The organism is Polaribacter sp. Z014 (genome assembly GCF_023555435.1).
Taxonomy (GTDB): domain Bacteria; phylum Bacteroidota; class Bacteroidia; order Flavobacteriales; family Flavobacteriaceae; genus Polaribacter.
Genome location: NZ_JALCZP010000034.1, coordinates 1 through 19,255, shown reverse-complemented (window position 1 = coordinate 19,255; position 19,255 = coordinate 1). Strand labels below are relative to the sequence as shown.

Annotated in this window: 15 protein-coding genes and 1 pseudogene; 4 read left to right on the top strand and 12 right to left on the bottom strand. The window is 31.7% G+C overall.

Features of this window, described 5'->3' with window-relative positions:
* From MPF19_RS18150 to MPF19_RS18100, 11 genes and pseudogenes are all read right to left on the bottom strand, one after another.
* Positions 1-428, bottom strand: a pseudogene (locus tag MPF19_RS18150) (xylose isomerase); the annotation flags it as partial.
* 82 nt (positions 429-510) lie between these two features.
* The gene (locus MPF19_RS18145; protein ID WP_249989712.1) at positions 511-1,995 is read right to left on the bottom strand and encodes a xylulokinase; all 1,485 of its coding nucleotides are present in this window, start codon (positions 1,993-1,995) and stop codon (positions 511-513) included.
* A 1-nt stretch (position 1,996) separates the two neighbouring features.
* The gene (locus MPF19_RS18140) at positions 1,997-2,998 is read right to left on the bottom strand and encodes a GntR family transcriptional regulator (protein WP_249989711.1); all 1,002 of its coding nucleotides are present in this window, start codon (positions 2,996-2,998) and stop codon (positions 1,997-1,999) included.
* A 151-nt stretch (positions 2,999-3,149) separates the two neighbouring features.
* A complete protein-coding gene (locus tag MPF19_RS18135) occupies positions 3,150-4,454 on the bottom strand; it encodes a TRAP transporter large permease (protein WP_203395187.1) in 1,305 nt (434 codons plus the stop codon).
* 2 nt (positions 4,455-4,456) lie between these two features.
* Positions 4,457-4,948 (bottom strand): TRAP transporter small permease, encoded by a 492-nt coding sequence (locus MPF19_RS18130; RefSeq protein WP_203395188.1) that lies wholly within the window; start codon positions 4,946-4,948, stop codon positions 4,457-4,459.
* 2 nt (positions 4,949-4,950) lie between these two features.
* Positions 4,951-5,925 carry a TRAP transporter substrate-binding protein gene (locus MPF19_RS18125; protein WP_249989710.1) on the bottom strand — a complete coding sequence of 325 codons (975 nt, stop codon included), beginning with the start codon at positions 5,923-5,925 and terminating at the stop codon, positions 4,951-4,953.
* An 11-nt stretch (positions 5,926-5,936) separates the two neighbouring features.
* Positions 5,937-7,346: a glucuronate isomerase gene (uxaC, locus tag MPF19_RS18120; RefSeq protein WP_249989709.1), complete on the bottom strand. Its 1,410-nt coding sequence runs from the start codon at positions 7,344-7,346 to the stop codon at positions 5,937-5,939.
* 6 nt (positions 7,347-7,352) lie between these two features.
* A complete protein-coding gene (locus tag MPF19_RS18115; RefSeq protein WP_249989708.1) occupies positions 7,353-8,507 on the bottom strand; it encodes a BT3233 family polysaccharide utilization protein in 1,155 nt (384 codons plus the stop codon).
* Positions 8,508-8,529: 22 nt separating this feature from the next.
* Positions 8,530-9,369: a 5-dehydro-4-deoxy-D-glucuronate isomerase gene (gene kduI / locus MPF19_RS18110; RefSeq protein ID WP_203395190.1), complete on the bottom strand. Its 840-nt coding sequence runs from the start codon at positions 9,367-9,369 to the stop codon at positions 8,530-8,532.
* A gap of 45 nt (positions 9,370-9,414) precedes the next feature.
* Entirely contained in the window at positions 9,415-10,602 is a 1,188-nt protein-coding gene (gene uxuA, locus MPF19_RS18105) for a mannonate dehydratase (protein WP_249989707.1), read from the bottom strand.
* A 10-nt stretch (positions 10,603-10,612) separates the two neighbouring features.
* Positions 10,613-11,422 carry an SDR family oxidoreductase gene (locus tag MPF19_RS18100; protein ID WP_249989706.1) on the bottom strand — a complete coding sequence of 270 codons (810 nt, stop codon included), beginning with the start codon at positions 11,420-11,422 and terminating at the stop codon, positions 10,613-10,615.
* A gap of 233 nt (positions 11,423-11,655) precedes the next feature.
* Here MPF19_RS18100 and MPF19_RS18095 point away from each other — a divergent pair, with 233 nt between their 5' ends.
* Positions 11,656-12,723, top strand: coding sequence for a substrate-binding domain-containing protein (locus tag MPF19_RS18095; RefSeq protein ID WP_203395193.1), 1,068 nt, complete (start codon positions 11,656-11,658; stop codon positions 12,721-12,723).
* A 177-nt stretch (positions 12,724-12,900) separates the two neighbouring features.
* Here the strand turns inward: MPF19_RS18095 and MPF19_RS18090 are convergent, their stop codons facing one another.
* The gene (locus MPF19_RS18090; RefSeq protein WP_203395194.1) at positions 12,901-13,674 is read right to left on the bottom strand and encodes an XRE family transcriptional regulator; all 774 of its coding nucleotides are present in this window, start codon (positions 13,672-13,674) and stop codon (positions 12,901-12,903) included.
* A 52-nt stretch (positions 13,675-13,726) separates the two neighbouring features.
* Here MPF19_RS18090 and dinB point away from each other — a divergent pair, with 52 nt between their 5' ends.
* From dinB to xerA, 3 genes are all read left to right on the top strand, one after another.
* Positions 13,727-14,941 carry a DNA polymerase IV gene (dinB, locus tag MPF19_RS18085; RefSeq protein WP_249989705.1) on the top strand — a complete coding sequence of 405 codons (1,215 nt, stop codon included), beginning with the start codon at positions 13,727-13,729 and terminating at the stop codon, positions 14,939-14,941.
* 9 nt (positions 14,942-14,950) lie between these two features.
* Positions 14,951-17,908 carry a DNA polymerase III subunit alpha gene (locus MPF19_RS18080; RefSeq protein WP_249989704.1) on the top strand — a complete coding sequence of 986 codons (2,958 nt, stop codon included), beginning with the start codon at positions 14,951-14,953 and terminating at the stop codon, positions 17,906-17,908.
* Positions 17,909-18,069: 161 nt separating this feature from the next.
* Positions 18,070-19,128: a site-specific tyrosine recombinase/integron integrase gene (xerA, locus tag MPF19_RS18075; RefSeq protein WP_249989703.1), complete on the top strand. Its 1,059-nt coding sequence runs from the start codon at positions 18,070-18,072 to the stop codon at positions 19,126-19,128.
* Positions 19,129-19,255 lie beyond the last annotated feature (127 nt).

Here is a 19,255-nt window from a genome sequence, read left to right as displayed (position 1 = left end):
GTTCCCCATAATAATTTTACGCCACTTTCTGCTTTTTTTCCTTTAATGTAATCTGTAATGGTATCTAATCTTTTTTCTGATTCTGCAAAGGTTGCTCCTTCTTGCACTAAATCGGCATCATGAAAACAGAAATAATCAAAACCCATTTTGTTGATAAACTCAAAAGCGGCATCTGCTTTGTCTTTTGCGGCTTGAATTGGGTCTGCTGCTTGATCCCATGCAAAATTTTGTGTTCCTGGTCCGAAAGGATCTCCACCTTGTCCGCAGAATGTATGCCAGTATGCAATAGCAAATTTAAAATGCTCACGCATTGTTTTTCCTGCAACTACCTGATCTGGGTTGTAGTATTTAAATGCTAACGGATTATCTGATTCTTTACCTTCGAATTGAATTTTGTTGATTCCTTTAAAATATTCTTTACTTGCCATTATTTTTAATTTTTGCCATTCGCTTTTAGCTTTTGGCGGTTTGTATTTAGAGCTAAAGGCAAAAAGCCAAAAGCATTTTTTATTATTTATTTAAAACGAGTTCTAATTCTTTTTTCCAATTTTCATAGGCATCTAAATAAGGTTTTTTGTCTTTAAAAGGCATAAATGTCATTACGTGATCATTGTCCATAATTGCTTTTCCAAAAGCTTCAAAATCGCCTTTATGTAAGTCTGCTGCTCTCGCTGCTCCAATAGCTCCGGTGGTATTGTAAATTTCTATTTCTTGTTCTATTAGAGTGGCCACTGTATTGGCAAAAATTTCTGAACGAAACAAATTATCGTTTCCTGCTCTCATAACAGTTGGATCAATTCCATCTGATTTCATAATTTCCATTCCGTACACAAAAGAGAACGCAATACCTTCTAATGCCGCTCTACACATGTGTCCTTTATGATGATTATTAAGGTTCATGTTTACAATACGAGTCCCAATTTCTTTGTTGTTTAGCATACGTTCTGCTCCGTTACCAAAAGGAATTAAGCAAACACCATCTGAACCTACAGGAATTTCTGATGCTAACGTATTCATATCTTCATAAGAAGAAACTGCCAAGTTATTTAGTAGCCATCTATATTGAATTCCGGCTCCATTGATACATAATAATTTACCAATTCTTGCTGCAGCTCCTTTTTGATAATTTACGTGTGCAAAATTGTTTACTCTAGAACTTTCTTTGGCTGATAAACTATCTGTAACCGCATATACAACTCCAGAGGTTCCTCCTGTTGCAGCAACTTCTCCTGGATTGAAAACATTTAATGATAATGCGTTGTTTGGTTGATCTCCTGCTCTGTAGTAAATAGGTGTTCCGGCAGCTAAACCACTTTCTTGTTCCCCTTTTTCATCTACTAAAGACTGTACTCCAAAAGTATCTACAATATCTGGTACTAAAGATTTATCGATTCCATAATTTTCTAAAAGAAAATCTGCAATTGTATCGTTTTTAAAATCCCAAAAGATTCCTTCTGATAATCCTGAAATAGTAGTATTTATTTTGTTTGAAAATTTATATGCCACATAATCTCCAGGTAGCATGAATTTATAAATCTGACTATAAATATCTGGCTCATTTTCTTTGACCCATTTTAATTTTGATGCTGTAAAATTTGCTGGAGAATTTAATAAATGAGAAGCACATTTTTCTTCTCCAATTTCTGTAAAAGCATTGTTTCCAATTTCTACGGCTCTAGAATCGCACCAAATAATAGATTTACGAAGTGGTTCTCCATTCTTATCAACCAACACCAAACCGTGCATTTGATACGAAATACCAATTCCTTTTATTTGGGTTCTACTAATATTATACTCCTTTTTTAATTTAGTAATGGCGTTACAGATATGCAGCCACCAATCGTTTGGTTTTTGTTCTGCCCAACCATTCTTTTTAGCAAACATGCCCATTTCCTCTTTTGGTTCTTGCACAACGCCTAAACTTTTACCTGTTGCTATTTCAACTAAAGCTGCTTTTATGGAAGAACTCCCAATGTCTAATCCTACGTAATACATATTATAATGATTCTCTTAAGGTTAATTTTGTTGGAACATAATGTTGCATTGGTTTGTCTTCTAATACAAACGCTGCCGCTTTGGTTCCTAATTCTTTGAAATCTGTTGAAATAACAGAAATTCCTTTATAAATAAATTTTTTTGTTGGCGTTTCATTATAAGATAGAAAGCCAACGTCTCTTCCTGGTTCAAAATTCTCTACTCTACATTGTTCTAAAAACACACCCAACATTCTGTCGCTTGTACTTATATAAGCCACATTTTTTTCTAGGATAAAGGATTTTGGATCCGTAATTATTCTATAATTAAATTTAAATAAATTACAGTATTTTTTAAAGTATTCAATAGTTTCTTTTGGGTGATACGTATAGGTAGGATACAAAAAAACGAGTTCTTTATATTTTCTAAACACCTCAACAGCATCTTTTAAAGCTTCAAAAAAAGATGCTCCAAAATTTTGAAAAACATAATTATTTGTAGGATTTGAATGTATGCTCCAATCGATTAATAATAATTTATCAGCATCAATATCAGATAAAACAGCAGGTACATCTTTATGATCAAAAGTCATCACAATGTATTTATAATACTTGCCTTTAGAATTGTTTAAGATTGTTTTAAAATTATCTATATTATAATGATGAAATTGAACATCGGTAATAATATTATTTGGCAAATTATTTACAAATGAATGGTATAAAACCTCTTTGTATGCCTTAAAAGTATCTAAAAGTAAAAGCACTTTTTTAGTTTCATTGGCAACATAATAGCCCTTATTTGGCACAGATTCTATAACTCCGTTTTCTTTTAAAATTGAATACGCCTTAAAAACAGTATCTCTTGAAACTTTATTGGTAGTACAAATATTATTTACAGAAGGTAAAGCATCTCCTTTTTCTAAGAGATTTTCTCCAATAGCATCATTGATAGCATTTATTAATTGCTGATATTTTGGAATATCGCTTTGGTGATTGATTGTTAATGAGATTACTTCTTTATTCATTCTGTTCTGTTCCGGTATGTAAAGTTACAAAAAAAAAATTAAATTCTAACCTGTACTATCCTGATTACAACTCTAAATAATGAATAAAAAAAAGCTCAATCTAAATATTAAATATAGATTGAACTTTTTTTTTTACAAAAACTTGGTTTATTTACAAGTTAAACAACCTTGGTAAAAACATTGATATTTCCGGAATGTAAGTAATTAAAAGTAAAACAATTACCATTATTAATAAGAATGGCAGTAAGGGTTTTATTACTTGAGAAACCGAAACTTTAGCGATTCCGCTACCAACAAAGAGGATAGTTCCCACTGGTGGTGTACACAAGCCAATACATAAATTTAATACTAGAACGATACCAAAATGTACTGGATGCATGCCTAATTCTGTAACTACAGGTAAAAAAATGGGTGTAAAGATTAGAACGGCTGGAGTCATATCCATGAAGGTTCCAATAATTAATAATACTAAATTGATCAATAAAAAGATAACAATCTTATTACTAAAAGACTCTAATAAAAAGTTACTAATCAATTCTGGAATTCCTTCAAAAGAAAATAACCAAGACATTGCCATAGAGGTACAAATTAAAAACATTACTACCGCAGTAGTTTTTGCACTTGCTAATAAAATAGCAGAAAAGTCTTTTACCTTTACATCGCCATAAATTAAAGCAAGAACCCCTGCATATAAAACAGCAATTGCAGAAGCTTCTGTTGCCGTAAATATCCCTGCAACAATACCACCAACCACAATAACCAATAATAACAAACTAAAAAAAGCTTTTCTAAAATAGGTGAAAATTAAAGAAAGTGGCACGCGTTCTCCTTTAGAGAAGTTTCTGGTTATTGCCACATAAGCAACATACCCCATTATAGCAAGACCTAACAAAATACCTGGTAAATAACCTGCAATAAATAAAGCGGCTACAGATGCTGTACCTCCACTTGCTAAAGCGTAAACGATTAAAATATTACTTGGCGGAATTAACAACCCAGTTGTAGATGATGTGATATTTACAGAGGCACTAAATTCTCTAGGGTATCCTTCTTCTTCCATTCTATCTGTCATAATACTACCAATAGCAGATGTTGCTGCAATTGCAGATCCGGAGATCGCTCCAAAAAGCATCGATGCTAATACATTTACATAAGCTAATCCTCCCGGTAAACTCGCCACTAGAGACTTCGCAAAATTGATAAGTCTGTTAGCAATTCCACCACGTTTCATAATTTCTCCGGCTAACACAAAAAAGGGAATAGCCAATAATGCAAAACTATCAATACCTGTTGTCATTCGTTGAGCAATGGTAGTAATTCCTGGTAATTTATCAATATTAAGTAGTAAACTTATAGTGGTAGAAATACCAATACTATAGGCTACAGGAACTTTTAACATTAGTAAAATAAAAAAACTTAAGAATAAAACGATAATACTTATTATTTCTATACTCATAATTATTCGGTTATTTTGTTAGTACTAATTTTGCGTATGTGATATATTGAAAAACACATAATAAGCAAACCACTAAAAGGTAAAATAGCGTATATGTATCCTAAAGGGATTCTTAATGTTCCAGATAATTGCCCTAAATGTAATGTAGTATAAACAAGGTTAAAACCACCTATTACCATAACTATTAATGCAAATAAAAACACACAGATCTCTATAAAAAACAGCACTTTCTTTTGAAGTTTAGGAGAGAATTTCTGAAACAAGAAATCCATTGATAAATGTTCTCTTTTACCACCAAGGTAAGCGGCCCCTAAAATAGATAACCAAATTAATGAAAAACGTGCTAGTTCTTCTGTAAACGTAAATGAAGTATTTAAAATATAACGTGAAAAAACTTGTAGTAATACATCAATTACCAATAACCCAAATATAGAAACCAATATTGTTTCCATAATTTTACAAACTTTGTTAAAAAGGATATCTGCTGATTTCATATCTACTGATTTTTTATTTTGTTAATAATCTCACTCATTTCTGGGTGTTCTTTTTCAAAAGATTCTAAAACAGATTTTGACTTCTCTTGAAACAATGCTTTTTCAGGAATAATAATTTCTACTCCTGCTTTTTTTGCTATTTCCATAGATTCCTTTACAGAATCATTCCAGAATACTTTCTCTGCTTGTGCAGATTCATCTGCAGCTTCTTGCACCCAAACTTTTTCTTTATCAGATAAAGTATCCCAGTATTTTGTGCCAATTAATAAAACATCTGGTACAGAAGAATGCTGATCTAAGGTGTAATATTTACTAACTTCATAATGATTAGAAGAAACAAATGAAGGTGGATTATTTTCAGCACCATCCACAACACCTTGCTGTATTGCTGTGTACAATTCTCCAAAAGACATTGGTGTTGCAGAACCTCCCAAACTATTTACCATATTTATAGCCATTTGGTTATTCATTACACGAATTTTAAGTCCTTTTAAATCGTCTGGCGTTCTAATTGCTTTCTTTGAAGTGTAAAAACTTCTACTTCCTGCATCATAATAACACAAACCTCGCAACCAAAATTTACTTCCTTTTTCTAAAATTGATTTTCCTATCTCTCCTTCTAAAACATCAAATTGATGTTGTTTGTTTCTAAACAAATATGGAATTCCTAGTACATGATATTCTGGAACAAAATTAGACAACGTAGCAGCACTTACTTTAGTAACAGCTACACTACCTATTTGTAACAATTCTAAAACTTCTCTTTCTGAACCTAATTGTCCATCAGGAAATACCTTAACATCCATTTTCCCTCCAGACTTTTTTATTAAGGCTTTCTTAAACTCTAAAATACCTTTGTGTACAGGGTGTGTTTGAGGTAAAGTGTGTGCTAAATACATCATCTTTACATCGTCTTTTTTATCACATCCTTGTAAAATGATTAAAAGGAAGATGGCACAAAACAGTCTATTTATCATTATAAATTATTTTAGTTTTTAAAATTGAAATAGTTTACCGCATTGTGGTAACAAATGTTTTGAATCATTTTACCAAGAAACGCTATGTCATCAGGAACCAATCCTTTTTTTACATCTTCTGCAATTAGATTACACAAAATGCGTCTAAAATACTCGTGTCTTGGAAAAGATAAAAAGCTACGGCTGTCTGTTAACATTCCTACAAAACGACTTAATAACCCCATATTTGATAAGGTATTTAATTGTTTTTCCATACCGTCTTTTTGATCTAAAAACCACCAACCAGAACCCCATTGCATTTTACCTGGAATATCAGCATTTTGAAAATTACCCATCATTGTAGCAAACACTTCATTTTGAGAAGGATTTAAATTGTAAGTAATCGTTTTTGCTAATTGACTGGTAGATTCAAGGGTATTAAATAACTTAGCCATAAATTCTCCCATGGGAAAATCACTTATAGAATCGCAACCAGCATCTAATCCTATTTGTTGTACTAATCTGGTATTATTATTTCTAATCGGTCCTAAATGGTATTGTTGTACCCAATTATATGTGTGATATTTTCTTCCTAAATAAAGGAATAAAAAAGATCTATATTTATTAATTTCTAAAATTGAAAGAGATTCTTCTTTCAGTGTTTTATCAAAAATCTGTACAATTTCATCATCTGTAAAATCAACAATAGCAAGTGCTGCCCCAATACCAAAGTCAGATATTCTACACCCAATTTTATGAAAATGCGCAATTCTATTATCTATAGATTTTATAAAATCTGATAAAGAATTAATCTGTATTCCTGAACTTGTCGTTAATTTTTTTAAATAATCTAAAAACTTTGTTTCACCTATAAAAAACAGTTCATCTGATCTAAATGTAGGCAACACTTTTGTATAGATATTCATTTTAGAAATTGTCTGATGATATTCTAAACTGTCGGTAGGATCATCTGTAGTACAAATAACCTCAACCTTCATTTGTGCTAACAAATCTGCAGGCGTTTTATGTTCTAAAATAGCATTGGCTTTTTTATAAATAGCTTCAGCTGTAGATGGTTGTAAAATTTCATCAATATTAAAATAACGCTTCAGTTCTAAATGCGTCCAATGAAATAAAGGATTTCTTAAAGTATGCGGAACCGTTTCTGCCCACTTAATAAATTTTTCTTTATTAGATGTTGTAGATCCGGTAATAAAAGCTTCATCAATACCATTGGCTCTCATACCTCTCCACTTATAATGATCTCCATCTAACCAAATGCTCGTTATATTTTTGATTGGTAAATTTTCTGCTATTTGTTTTGGTGATAAATGATTGTGATAATCTATAATTGGTAAATCTTTAGCATATTGATGATATAATGTTTCAGCCACTTCCGACTCTAGTAAAAAATCATCTTTAATAAAATTAGTTGTATTCATAAATACTTACTTTAATACAATTTTTAATGGATTCTTAATTTTTAATGAAAAATCATTCAAATAACTTTCCCATTCTTGTTGGTTTTTAAACTGATTACTTTTCTTCCATCCAAAACCTGCATAATACACCACTTTATTATTCACTACTCGTAAATCCATAAATAAATTACTTTCATCTTTTTTAGAGGTAAGATATTTTTCTGAATTGATAAAATAAGCATCAGTAGCTACGATTCCTTGCCCTAATTCAGAATCATCTAAAGGTTCCCAATAACTAATCCAATTTTTATGTTGAGCTGTTATCCCCTTTTTTTTATGTAAAGTTAATCCTGCAGAAACTACGTCTGTTCCTTTTAATTCTATTTCGAAACGCGATAAATTTTGTCCGTAATCTAAAGAAATGTGTTTTGTTTCTGAAATTTCTTTTCCATTAGCATCCCAATTTGCATACGTTAAAACAAAACTCGTTCTAATAGGTCCGGTTGTAATGGTTTTGTAAGATGTAAAATTTTTAGAAAAGTAAAAAGATGTATCTACTTTTACAGCAATTCCACCAACGCCTCTGCTTGTTCCAACATGAAAATTATCTAAACCTTCACCTGTATCTTTGTGATAAGAACCTTTTCCTTCCGTTGTTTTTTTGTACCATTTGTTGATAATTGGATAATCAACACGTTTTAACCAGCCATCTATTCCGCTTGATAACGTACCTCCTTTTACACCATCTTCAATCATTTTTTGAGCAACTGGTCCATAGGTCCTAAAAGCAACTCTATTGTTTTCCCAAGCATAGTCATCTGTTCTTTCTGGCACAAAACGAGAATAACAATGAACAGGTGCGGATTCTTTTGTTGTTTCCGCAAATGTTAAATAGTATTTTTTTGATGAATTTGCTTTTATTTTCGGTTGAAATAATAAGATATCGTTTTGCCCATCTAAATCTGTATCCACTAATTGAGTAATTATCCTCTCTTTTGTTTTTAAATCTACTAGTAAAAAATCTTCTAGTGGAATTTTAGAAATATCGATTTCTACAGTTTCAAATGCTCTATCGAGGTTTAAATTATTTTTAACCTCAAATGTTTCACTAAAGACATCTTTTTCTTTATCACAAGAAATAAAAAATGCAAGAGTTAAAAAAAGAAATACTATTTTTTTCACTTTAATTGAATAGAGTTTTAATTTATCTTAAATCTGTTATTTTAGCCACATCCATATCATTGTAATCTAAATTCTCTCCTGCCATTCCCCAAATAAAAGTATAATTCGAAGTTCCAGATCCAGAATGAATAGACCAAGGCGGAGAAATTACAGCCTGATCATTGTTCATCCAAATATGACGCGTTTCTTGTGGTTGTCCCATAAAATGACAAACTGCCTGATCTTGAGGAATGTCTAAATAATAATAAATTTCCATTCTTCTATCATGCACGTGTGCTGGCATAGTATTCCAAACAGATCCTGTTTTTAACTCTGTCATACCCATTTGTAATTGACAGGTTGTTACAATACCACCAATAATCATTTGGTTTACAGTTCTGTGATTTGCTGTTTCTAAACTTCCTAATTCTACTTTATTTGCGTCCGCTTTACTTACTTTTTTTGTTGGATAAGATGTATGAGCTGGAGCTGAATTAATATAAAATTTTGATGGATTTTTAGCATCATCACTATTAAAAACAACTTCTTTTGCGCCTCTTCCAATGTACAAAGCGTCTTTATGATTCATTTCAAAAACTTCACCATCCACAGAAATAGTACCACTGGCACCTGCATTAATAACGCCCATTTCTCTTCTTTCTAAAAAGAAATCTGCTTTTAAAGGATCTATGGTTTCTAATTTTAAAGGACTCGTTGGTACTACTCCTCCAACAATATAACGATCGTAATGCGTGTAGGTAAATTTTACTTTTCCTGCTTCCATTAAATCAGGAATTAAAAACTCATCTCTTAATTCTTGCGTGTCGTACTTTTTTACTGTCTTTGGACTTGATGCGTATCTTGTTTCGAAAGTTGTTGCCATCTTTTACTTTTATTTTTTTAAAACCTTACAGGTTGATTTTGTTACTTATAATGATCGTCTAATTCCTATTTCTAAGCCACGTAATTCTGCCAAACCACGCAAACGTCCTATTCCTGAATATCCAGGATTCGTTTTCTTTTTTAAATCGTCTAACATTTTATGACCATGATCTGGTCTAAAAGGCATTCTTAAATCTTTTCTTCCAGCTGTAATTCGTTTTTGTTGCTCTAAAACCAACGCTTTCATTACTGCATACATATCTACATCTCCTTCTAAATGATCTGCTTCATGGAAATTTCCTTCGGCATCTCTTTTTGTAGCACGTAAATGAATAAAGTGAATTCTATCGCCTAAACGCTCAACCATTCCTGCTAAATCGTTATCGGCTCTTACTCCAAAAGACCCTGTACAGAATGTCAATCCGTTATTATGAGAAGGAACTGCCTCATAAATATCTACAATATCTTGTTCTGTAGATACCACTCTTGGCAATCCTAAAATAGGAAAAGGTGGATCATCTGGATGAATACACATTAAAACTCCCGCTTGTTCTGCCGCAGGAATAATTTCTGATAAAAACGAAAATAAATTCGCTTTCAATTCCTTTGGTCCCACATTTTTATAGGTTGCCAAAATAGTATTGAATTCTTCTAAAGAATATCCTTCTTCTGCTCCAGGTAAACCTGCTATAATATTTCTGATCAATCTTTTTTGATCTTCTACAGATGCATTCTTTAAAAATGCTGCTGCTTTTTGTTTTTGCATATCAGAATATTCATTTTCTGCACCAGGTCTTTTTAATAAATACAACTCGAAAGCGGCAAAAGCTGCAGCCTCAAAACGCAATGCAGTAGAATTATCAGAAACTTCGTAATCTAAATTTGTACGTGTCCAGTCTAAAACTGGCATAAAATTATAACAAACAATATCAATTCCGCATTGCCCTAAATTCAATAAAGTCTGTTTATAATTATCAATATACAATTGATAATCTCCAGACTTCGTTTTAATATTTTCGTGAATTGGGACAGATTCTACTACAGACCATGTTAACCCAACATTTTCAATAATTTCTTTTCTTTTGGTGATTTCATCAACCGTCCAAATTTCTCCATTTTTAATATGATGTAATGCAGACACCACACCTGTTGCCCCCGATTGTTTTATATCTGATAAAGAAACTGGGTCATTAGGTCCGTACCAACGCCAAGTTTGTTCTAAATTTTGTCTCATTTTATTTTTTTTAAACGCCACTAAAAGCACCGAAACCACCATCTATAGAAATAACCGTTCCTGTAATAAATTTGGAAGCTTCACTACATAATAAATGTACAGCCCCATTTAACTCTTCGGCTTCACCAAAGCGTTTCATTGGTGTATTTTGTACAATAGTATTTCCCCTATCTGTTAAAGAACCATCTTCATTTGTTAACAATTTTCTATTTTGATCCGCAATAAAAAAACCTGGTGCAATAGCATTCACTCTTATTTTATCTCCAAATTTTAAAGCCATATCTACAGCCATCCAACGGGTAAAGTTCTCCATTGCTGCTTTGGATGCAGAATAACCAACAACCCTTGTTAAGGCTTGCGGTACCGCCATAGAACTTACATTAACAATAGAACCATTGCCTTGCGCAGCCATGTGTTTCCCAAAAACGATTGAAGGTATTACAGTTCCCATTAAATTAAGATCGGTTACTTTCTTAAAATCTGGAATTGAGATATCAAAAAGAGAATCTCCTGGAGAAATTGTAGCACCTGCCATATTACCGCCTGCAGCATTAATTAAAACATCAATCTTACCCCAAACATTAATAATTTCTTCCTTAATTTTCTCTAAAGCTTCTTTATTTAAAACATCTGCTTTAAAACCTAAAGCATTTGAACTCGATAATGTTTTTGCAAATTTATCTGCCTTTTCTTTATCTCTTCCTAATATAGCCACCTTAGCACCCGCTGCTACTAAATGTTTTGCAATGTTAGAACCTAAAACCCCATAACCTCCTGTGATTATGATTACTTTTTCCTTAATATTAAATATAGTGCTCAATTCTATTTTTATTTTATATCATTCGATAAATTAAAACATACATCTAAACGATTCATCATCCAAAATAAATGATTATTCAATTTTCGTGTACGCACACAAATATAGTTATTTTATTTTGTGTGCGCGCACAGAATTGTTTATTTTTGACTAATTTTCAACTCAATTAAGTTGAAAATCTTATTTTCTCTCTATTTACACATAAATTATTAACTTGCCATTTATCAATTTTTAATATGATCACAATAAAAGATATTGCAAAAGAAGCTAATGTTTCTGAAGGAACCGTAGATAGAGTAATACACAACAGAAGTGGCGTTTCTAAGAAAACAGCGGCTAAAGTTAAAAAAATTCTTGAGCAACATAATTTTAGTGTTAACCCGGTAGCTAGTGCGCTTGCTATGAAAAACAAGCATCAAATATCCGTACTAATTCCGGAATATAATGATGATGATCTGTTTTGGAAATCGCCTTATTTAGGAATTTTAAAAGCTGCTACTGATGTTATGAGTTTTGGCGTGCAAGTCAATAGTTTTACCTATAATCAATACAACCCTATTTCTTATCTAACTACTTTTAATGAGTTACTAGAAACAAAGCCAACCGCGGTAATTATGGTCCCTAATTTTTCTAAAGAGACTCAAGAAATTGTAGATCAATTAGAAGCAATTGACATTCCATATCTTTTTTTAAATATTGATATTAAAGGTTTTAAGAACATGGCGTATGTTGGTCAAGATTCTTATACAGCTGGTTATATTGCAGGGAAATTAATGCATTTTAATATTCCACAATCTTCAGAATTTTTAATTATTCAATCAAGACATAACATTACTAAAAACAATGCAGTTTCTAATAGAATTAAAGGTTTTAATGATTATTTTATAAAGAATAAAATCGAATCCAAAATTCAAACTTTAAAAATTGAAAATTTAAATAACTCACAAGAAACAAAAGAAAAAATAAACAACTATTTAAAACTACATACCGGTATTAAAGGCATATTTGTGCCATCGAGTAGAATATATATTGTGGTTGATTGCATGGAGTCTATTCATTTAAAAAACATAGAACTTATTGGTTTTGACAATACTCCACAAAACACCCAATGTTTATTAAATGACGCTGTTTCTTTTTTAATCTCTCAAAAGCCCTTTGATCAAGGTTATCAGGCTGTACGTTTATTAGCAGATTTTCTAATTCAAAATAAAATACCGAGTCCTAAAATTTACCTTCCTATAGATATTCTTATAAAGGAAAATGTAAAATACAACATGAGGAATGATTATATTCTTGAGGAGTAATTACGCACAAAAGAACTAAAAAAACTTCCTGCTATGTCTACTTATCAAGTATCTAAAAAAGAAATTGCCCCTAATGCTTTTTTAACTAAAAACATCATTAAGAAATAAAAAACTAATTTCTGATTTCCAATCGCAAATTTTCTACTTAAAACAGAATTTAAGTTAGACCCAAATTTATCAAACTAAAGACTTCTTTAAAGCCTCTAACTCCACTCCTAACCCATTAAACATCTGAATAATACTACTTAATTTCAATTCATGTTCCTCATATTCTTGCGTATTAATACTACACGTAAATTTCCATAATTCTAAGATTTCAGAAACAGGCACTTCATAAGATTGATACGTTGTATTGTCTGGCTTCAATAAAAAAGATTGCTTTTCTTCTACAAAGTTTTCTAATCTTTTATACGTCATTCCATCATCTTTTGTAACCACAATGTAAGACAATCCACTTTTTGCTTCTTTTATATCTTCTACAAATTCTGCTACCACATAAGAACCATCTTTCATGGGCAACATAGAATCTCCTTTTATAGGAAAAGCTCTGTGTTTACCTGTTGGTAAAAACGGCAATTTTATTTTTTCAAGTTGTTCAATATATTCGGGATCATCATAACCCAATAAATAACCAGCAGATGTTTTAGCAGAAACCACTTCAATCAAATTTTCATTATCACTATCTACCGTAATTGGAAACAAGACACGCTTATTTCCAACTTCTATAAAAGAAACATCTTTTGCTTTTGTCAAATCATTTTTGATAATAATATCAATCGGAATCTTAAAATAGGTCGAAAAATCGATCAAAAAATCGATGGTTGGTGAAGATCTATTCTCTTCATAAGAACTTATTCTTGATCTTGTTACCAACAATTCTTCCGCCAAAGACTCTTGCGTCAACCCTTTTAAACCTCTTAAATGTTTGATGTTTTTTGATAAATTATTCATAATGCTACAATATTGAGCAACAAATGTATGGATTTGTAGCTAATTTTACACTGTGAAAAAAAATATTTTACATCTCGATTTAGACACTTTTTTTGTCTCTTGCGAACGACTGATTGACAGTCGATTGCAGAAGAAACCGTTGTTGGTTGGTGGAACTGGAGACCGAGGAGTTGTGGCTGCCTGTAGTTATGAAACAAGAAAATTTGGAGTACATTCTGGCATGTCTATGAAGATTGCACAAAAATTATGTCCGGAAGCAATTGTGATTAGAGGAGACACAAGTATCTATTCTAAATACTCCAATATTGTTACGGAAATCATCAAAGAAAAAGTACCCATTTTTGAAAAAGCGAGTATTGATGAATTCTATGCAGACCTTTCTGGAATGGATGCTTTTTTTGGAAGTTATAAATATGCTTCAGAATTACGTCAGCGGATTATTAAAGAAAGTGGATTGCCCATTTCTTTCGGAATGTCGCAAAATAAAATAGTGTCTAAAGTTGCTACAGGCGAAGCAAAACCCAACAACCAATTGTTGATTGATGCAGGTTTTGAAAAATCGTTTCTAGCGCCTTTATCCATCAGAAAAATTCCATCCGTAGGTAATAAAACCTATCAAATTTTACGAAACCTTGGAGTAGATAAAGTAAAGGTGGTACAAGAAATGCCTTTAGAAATGATGATTAGCGTTTTGGGGAAAAATGGAAAAACCATTTGGAAACGTGCCAACGGTATAGATAATTCGCCAATTATTGCATTTCACGAGCGCAAATCTTTATCCACAGAAAGAACTTTTACAAAAGACACTATTGATATGATAAAACTAAAGGAAACCATTTTTGCGATGGCAGAAAACTTAGCGTATCAATTAAGAAAAGGAGATAAATTGGCAGGTGTTATTAGTGTAAAAATTAGATATTCAGACTTTAACACGTATAATAAACAGATAAAAATTCCATATACAAGTGCAGATCACATTATCATTCCTGCAGTTTTAGAATTGTTTAAAAAACTATATCAACGAAGATTATTAATACGATTGGTGGGTGTAAAAATATCTGATATTGTAAGTGGAAATTATCAGATAAACCTCTTTGATGATACAGAACAAATGCTGGATTTATACAATGCCATGGACACCGTTCGTAATAAATATGGAGAAAAAAGCATTATGAGAGCTACTGCCATGGGCGCAAAATCTATCGGTCGTTTTAACAATCCGTTTAACGGAGAACCACCATTGGTTTTAGCACACAGAAAACAATAATTTATAGCTATGTATATAAACTGTCATACTTATTATTCTTTGCGTTACGGCACGTTTTCTGAAACGGAGCTGTTGCAACTTGCTGTAGAAAATAATGTAAAAACAATGGCACTTACAGACATTAACAATACTTCTGCTTGTATGAATTTTGTACAACAGGCTCAAAAATTTGATATAAAACCTGTGGTTGGTGTCGATTTTAGAAACGGAAATACTCAACAATTTGTAGCACTTGCTAAAAATAATAATGGTTTTAAAAATATCAACAACTATTTATCTTCTTTTTTAGAATCGAAAACAGTCATTCCAGATAAACCTACTTTTTTAGATGATGTCATTATTATATATCCTTTTGAAAAAGTGTTAGAATTAAATATCATAGATTTTAAAGACAATGAATTTATTGGAATTTCTATTGCAGAAATTAATAAACTCCGGTTTTCTTACGTAAATAAGTTTGAAGATAAAATAGTCATTCAACAACAAGTTACCATCCGCAGTAAAAAAGATTTTAACGCCCACCGATTATTGCGCGCCATAGATAACAACACTTTATTAAGCAAACTGTCTACCATAGAACAATGCCTTACTACAGATATCATGCACTCTGAAAAGGAATTGCAAGCACACTTTAAAGAATTCCCTAAATGTATTGCAAACACGCAAAAACTCTTGCAACAATGTACTATTCAGTTTGGTTTTAATGATAAAAGAAGCAACCAAAACTTACAAACCTATTGCCATAGCTTTGAAGCAGATTGCCAAATGCTACAATCGCTTTGCCAGGAAAACATCAACAAAAGATATAAAAAAGTTACACAAAAAGTACACGATCGACTTGAAAAAGAATTGAAAGTTATTATAGAATTGAAGTTTGTTTCCTTCTTTTTAATCAATTACGACATTGTACATTTTGCCACAAAAAATAACTTTTTTCATGTAGGAAGAGGAAGTGGTGCCAATAGTATTGTGGCGTATATTATTGGAATTACAGATGTAGATCCTGTTGAATTAGATTTATATTTCGAGCGTTTTATCAATCCTTTTAGAGCTTCTCCACCCGATTTTGATATTGATTTTTCTTGGAAAGATAGAAATATAATGACACAGTATATTTTTGATCGATTTGAGCATGTAGCTTTGTTGGCCACCTATGTTACTTTTAAATACAAGGCTGTTATTCGAGAATTAGGCAAAGTGTTCGGCTTACCAAAAGAAGAAATCGACAAGTTAAGTAAAGGCATTGTACCCGATCAATTAGACGATATTGCAAAACTGGTTTTAAAATACGGAAAACTCATAGAAGGCTTCCCTAATTATGTGAGTGTACATTCTGCAGGAATTTTAATTATAGACAAACCGATTCATTATTATTCTGCCACTAATTTACCTCCAAAAGGTTTTGCAACGGTTCAGTTTGATATGAATATTGCCGATGATGTTGGTCTTTTTAAGTTCGATATTTTAGGGCAGCGAGGTTTGGCTAAAATTAAAGAAGCTTTAGAAATTATCAAAGAAAATAACCCGGATGATCCACCAATTGACATTACCGATGTAGAAAGTTTTAAGACTGATAAAAACATTAACAATCTCTTAAAAACAGGTGGCGCCATTGGTGCGTATTATGTAGAATCTCCTGCCATGCGCGGATTGATGCAAAAATTACAAACGCAAGATTATTTAGGTTTGGTGGCCGCAAGTTCTATTATTAGACCAGGAGTTTCTGGTTCTGGAATGAAAGACGAATTTATAAAACGACACCGTTTTCCGGAGAAAAGAAAAGAAGCAAATCCTATTTTATTGCAAATTATGCCCGAAACGTATGGTGTAATGGTGTATCAGGAAGATGTGATGAAAGTTGCCAATCAGTTTGCAGATTTAACCTTGGGTGAAGCCGATGTTTTACGAAGAGGCATGAGCGGAAAATACCGTTCTGTGGAAGAATTTAAAGCGGTAGAAGATAAATTTATTTCCAATTGTAGAAAAAAAGGACATGAAGATCCATTGATTTTTGAAGTTTGGAATCAAATTAAAAGTTTTGCTGGTTATGCATTTGCCAAAGGACATTCGGCTTCTTATGCCGTAGAAAGTTACCAAAGTTTGTTTTTAAAATGCTACTACCCTATTGAGTTTATGGTTGCTGTTTTAAATAATGGTGGCGGATTTTATAGCACCGAACATTACATACATGAAGCAAAAATGTGTGGAGCCATTGTAGAACTACCTTGTATCAATAAAAGCGATCATGCAAATAGTGTAAAAGGAAAAACCATTTATTTGGGTTTTGGATATCTAAAGAATTTAGAACATTTATTAATCCAACGAATTTTAACTGAACGTCAATTATATGGTCCTTTTCTTTCTTTGGATGATTTTATAGATCGAATTGCCATAAGCATAGAACAACTAACAGTTTTAATTAGAATTGATGCTTTCCGATTTACAAACAAGCCAAAAACGGCATTGTTATGGCAAGCCACTTTTAAGCTAAATGCAACAAAAAAACAAAAAGAACAGCAACAAGAACAGTTGTTTCGATTGCAACATCAGAATTTTGAAATTCCGAAATTAAACACGCATTGGTTAGAGAATGTGTATGATGAAATGGAGCTTTTGGGATTTACTATACACAACTATTTTTTATTGGTTACAGAAACATTTCATCCGCACATAAAAGCAAAAGAAATGGCTGATTTTTCGAATAAAAATGTCTTGCTATACGGACAATTGGTGACTACCAGATACAATAAAACATCACAAGGAAAGTTGATGCGATTAAGTACTTTTATTGATGCAGATGGTATTTATTTTGATGCCGTTCATTTTACAAATGTCGTGCATTTGTACCCCATAAACGGAATGGGCATTTATGGTTGTTATGGTAAAATTACCAATCGATACGGATTTTGTAGCATGAATGTAATTCAGTCTAAAAAAATGAGTATTGCTGGCGATCCTAGAGGTTGAATTAGATATAATTGACCAAATAACGGATTATTTATATAATTTTCATTAAATTGAAGTGCTTTATGATAAAAACACCTACAATTTTATTAGAACAAAAAAACCACAAAAACGAGTCTCAATTACTCGTTAAATTCGAGTATAACAATTCTTTAATCAATTTGATGAGAAAAATACCTGATGCTACTTGGAGTCGTTCTTTAAAATCTTGGTATGTAAAAGACACCGAAGAAAACTTAGCCTTAATTTTAAAGACTTTTAAAGATATAGCCACCGTAGATTCTAGTAAATTACAAAAAAAAGAACTATTTAAAAGAAATTTAACGGAAGATCAGAAAAAGCTTCTAAATAATTTCTACTTATACTTAAAAGGCAAAAGATATAGTGATAGTACTATACAAACCTACACGTTCTTTGTTGCTGATTTTGTAAATTTTCACACCAAAACCCCATTAGACGAATTAAACAATAGAAGTGTTGAGCTTTTTATTGAAAAAGTATTTATAGAGCGTGATTACTCGGTTAGTTCACAAAGACAATTTATAAGTGCTTTAAAGATTTTTATTATTTTTTATCCGCAGACACAAATTAACGACTTGGTATTAGAAAGACCTAAAAAGTCAAGGAAACTACCTAATGTTTTATCGCAAGAAGAAGTTTTAGAAATTATTAGATGTACACAAAACTTAAAACACAGAGCAATTTTAGCTTTAATTTATTCTTGCGGATTGAGAATAAGTGAATTAGTAAATTTAGAGTTGGTAGATTTTCATATTGAAAGAAAACAACTCATTATAAAAAACGGAAAAGGACGAAAAGACCGGTATGTAAGTTTAGCTGATAGTTTTTTGCCTTTATTATCTAATTATTACTATTCTTACAAACCTAATAAATATTTTGTTGAAGGACAAAAGGGAGGGAAATACAGCACAGAAAGTGTACGTCAGTTTTTAAGAAAAAGTTGCGCAAAAGCACGAATTAAAAAAACAGTTACACCACACACCTTAAGACACAGTTATGCTACTCATTTACTAGAGAATGGAGTAGACATACGATATATACAATCACTATTAGGCCATGCAAAACCAGAAACCACTATGATTTATACACATGTACAGCGTAAAGATTTAATGGAAATTCAGAATCCGCTAGATATTGCTTTACAGAAACTAAATAAGAATGATAAAGACAAGGAAAATGTTTTATTATCCCGTAATATTTAATGGATAATCGATATATTTGTTTTAATATAACCCGTTGGCAAAAATACCTCAGTGAGCTCGAAAAATATAATGTAAAGAAAACTAAAATAACTTATCATTTAAAATTATTATGTAAAGAAAAGTCCAT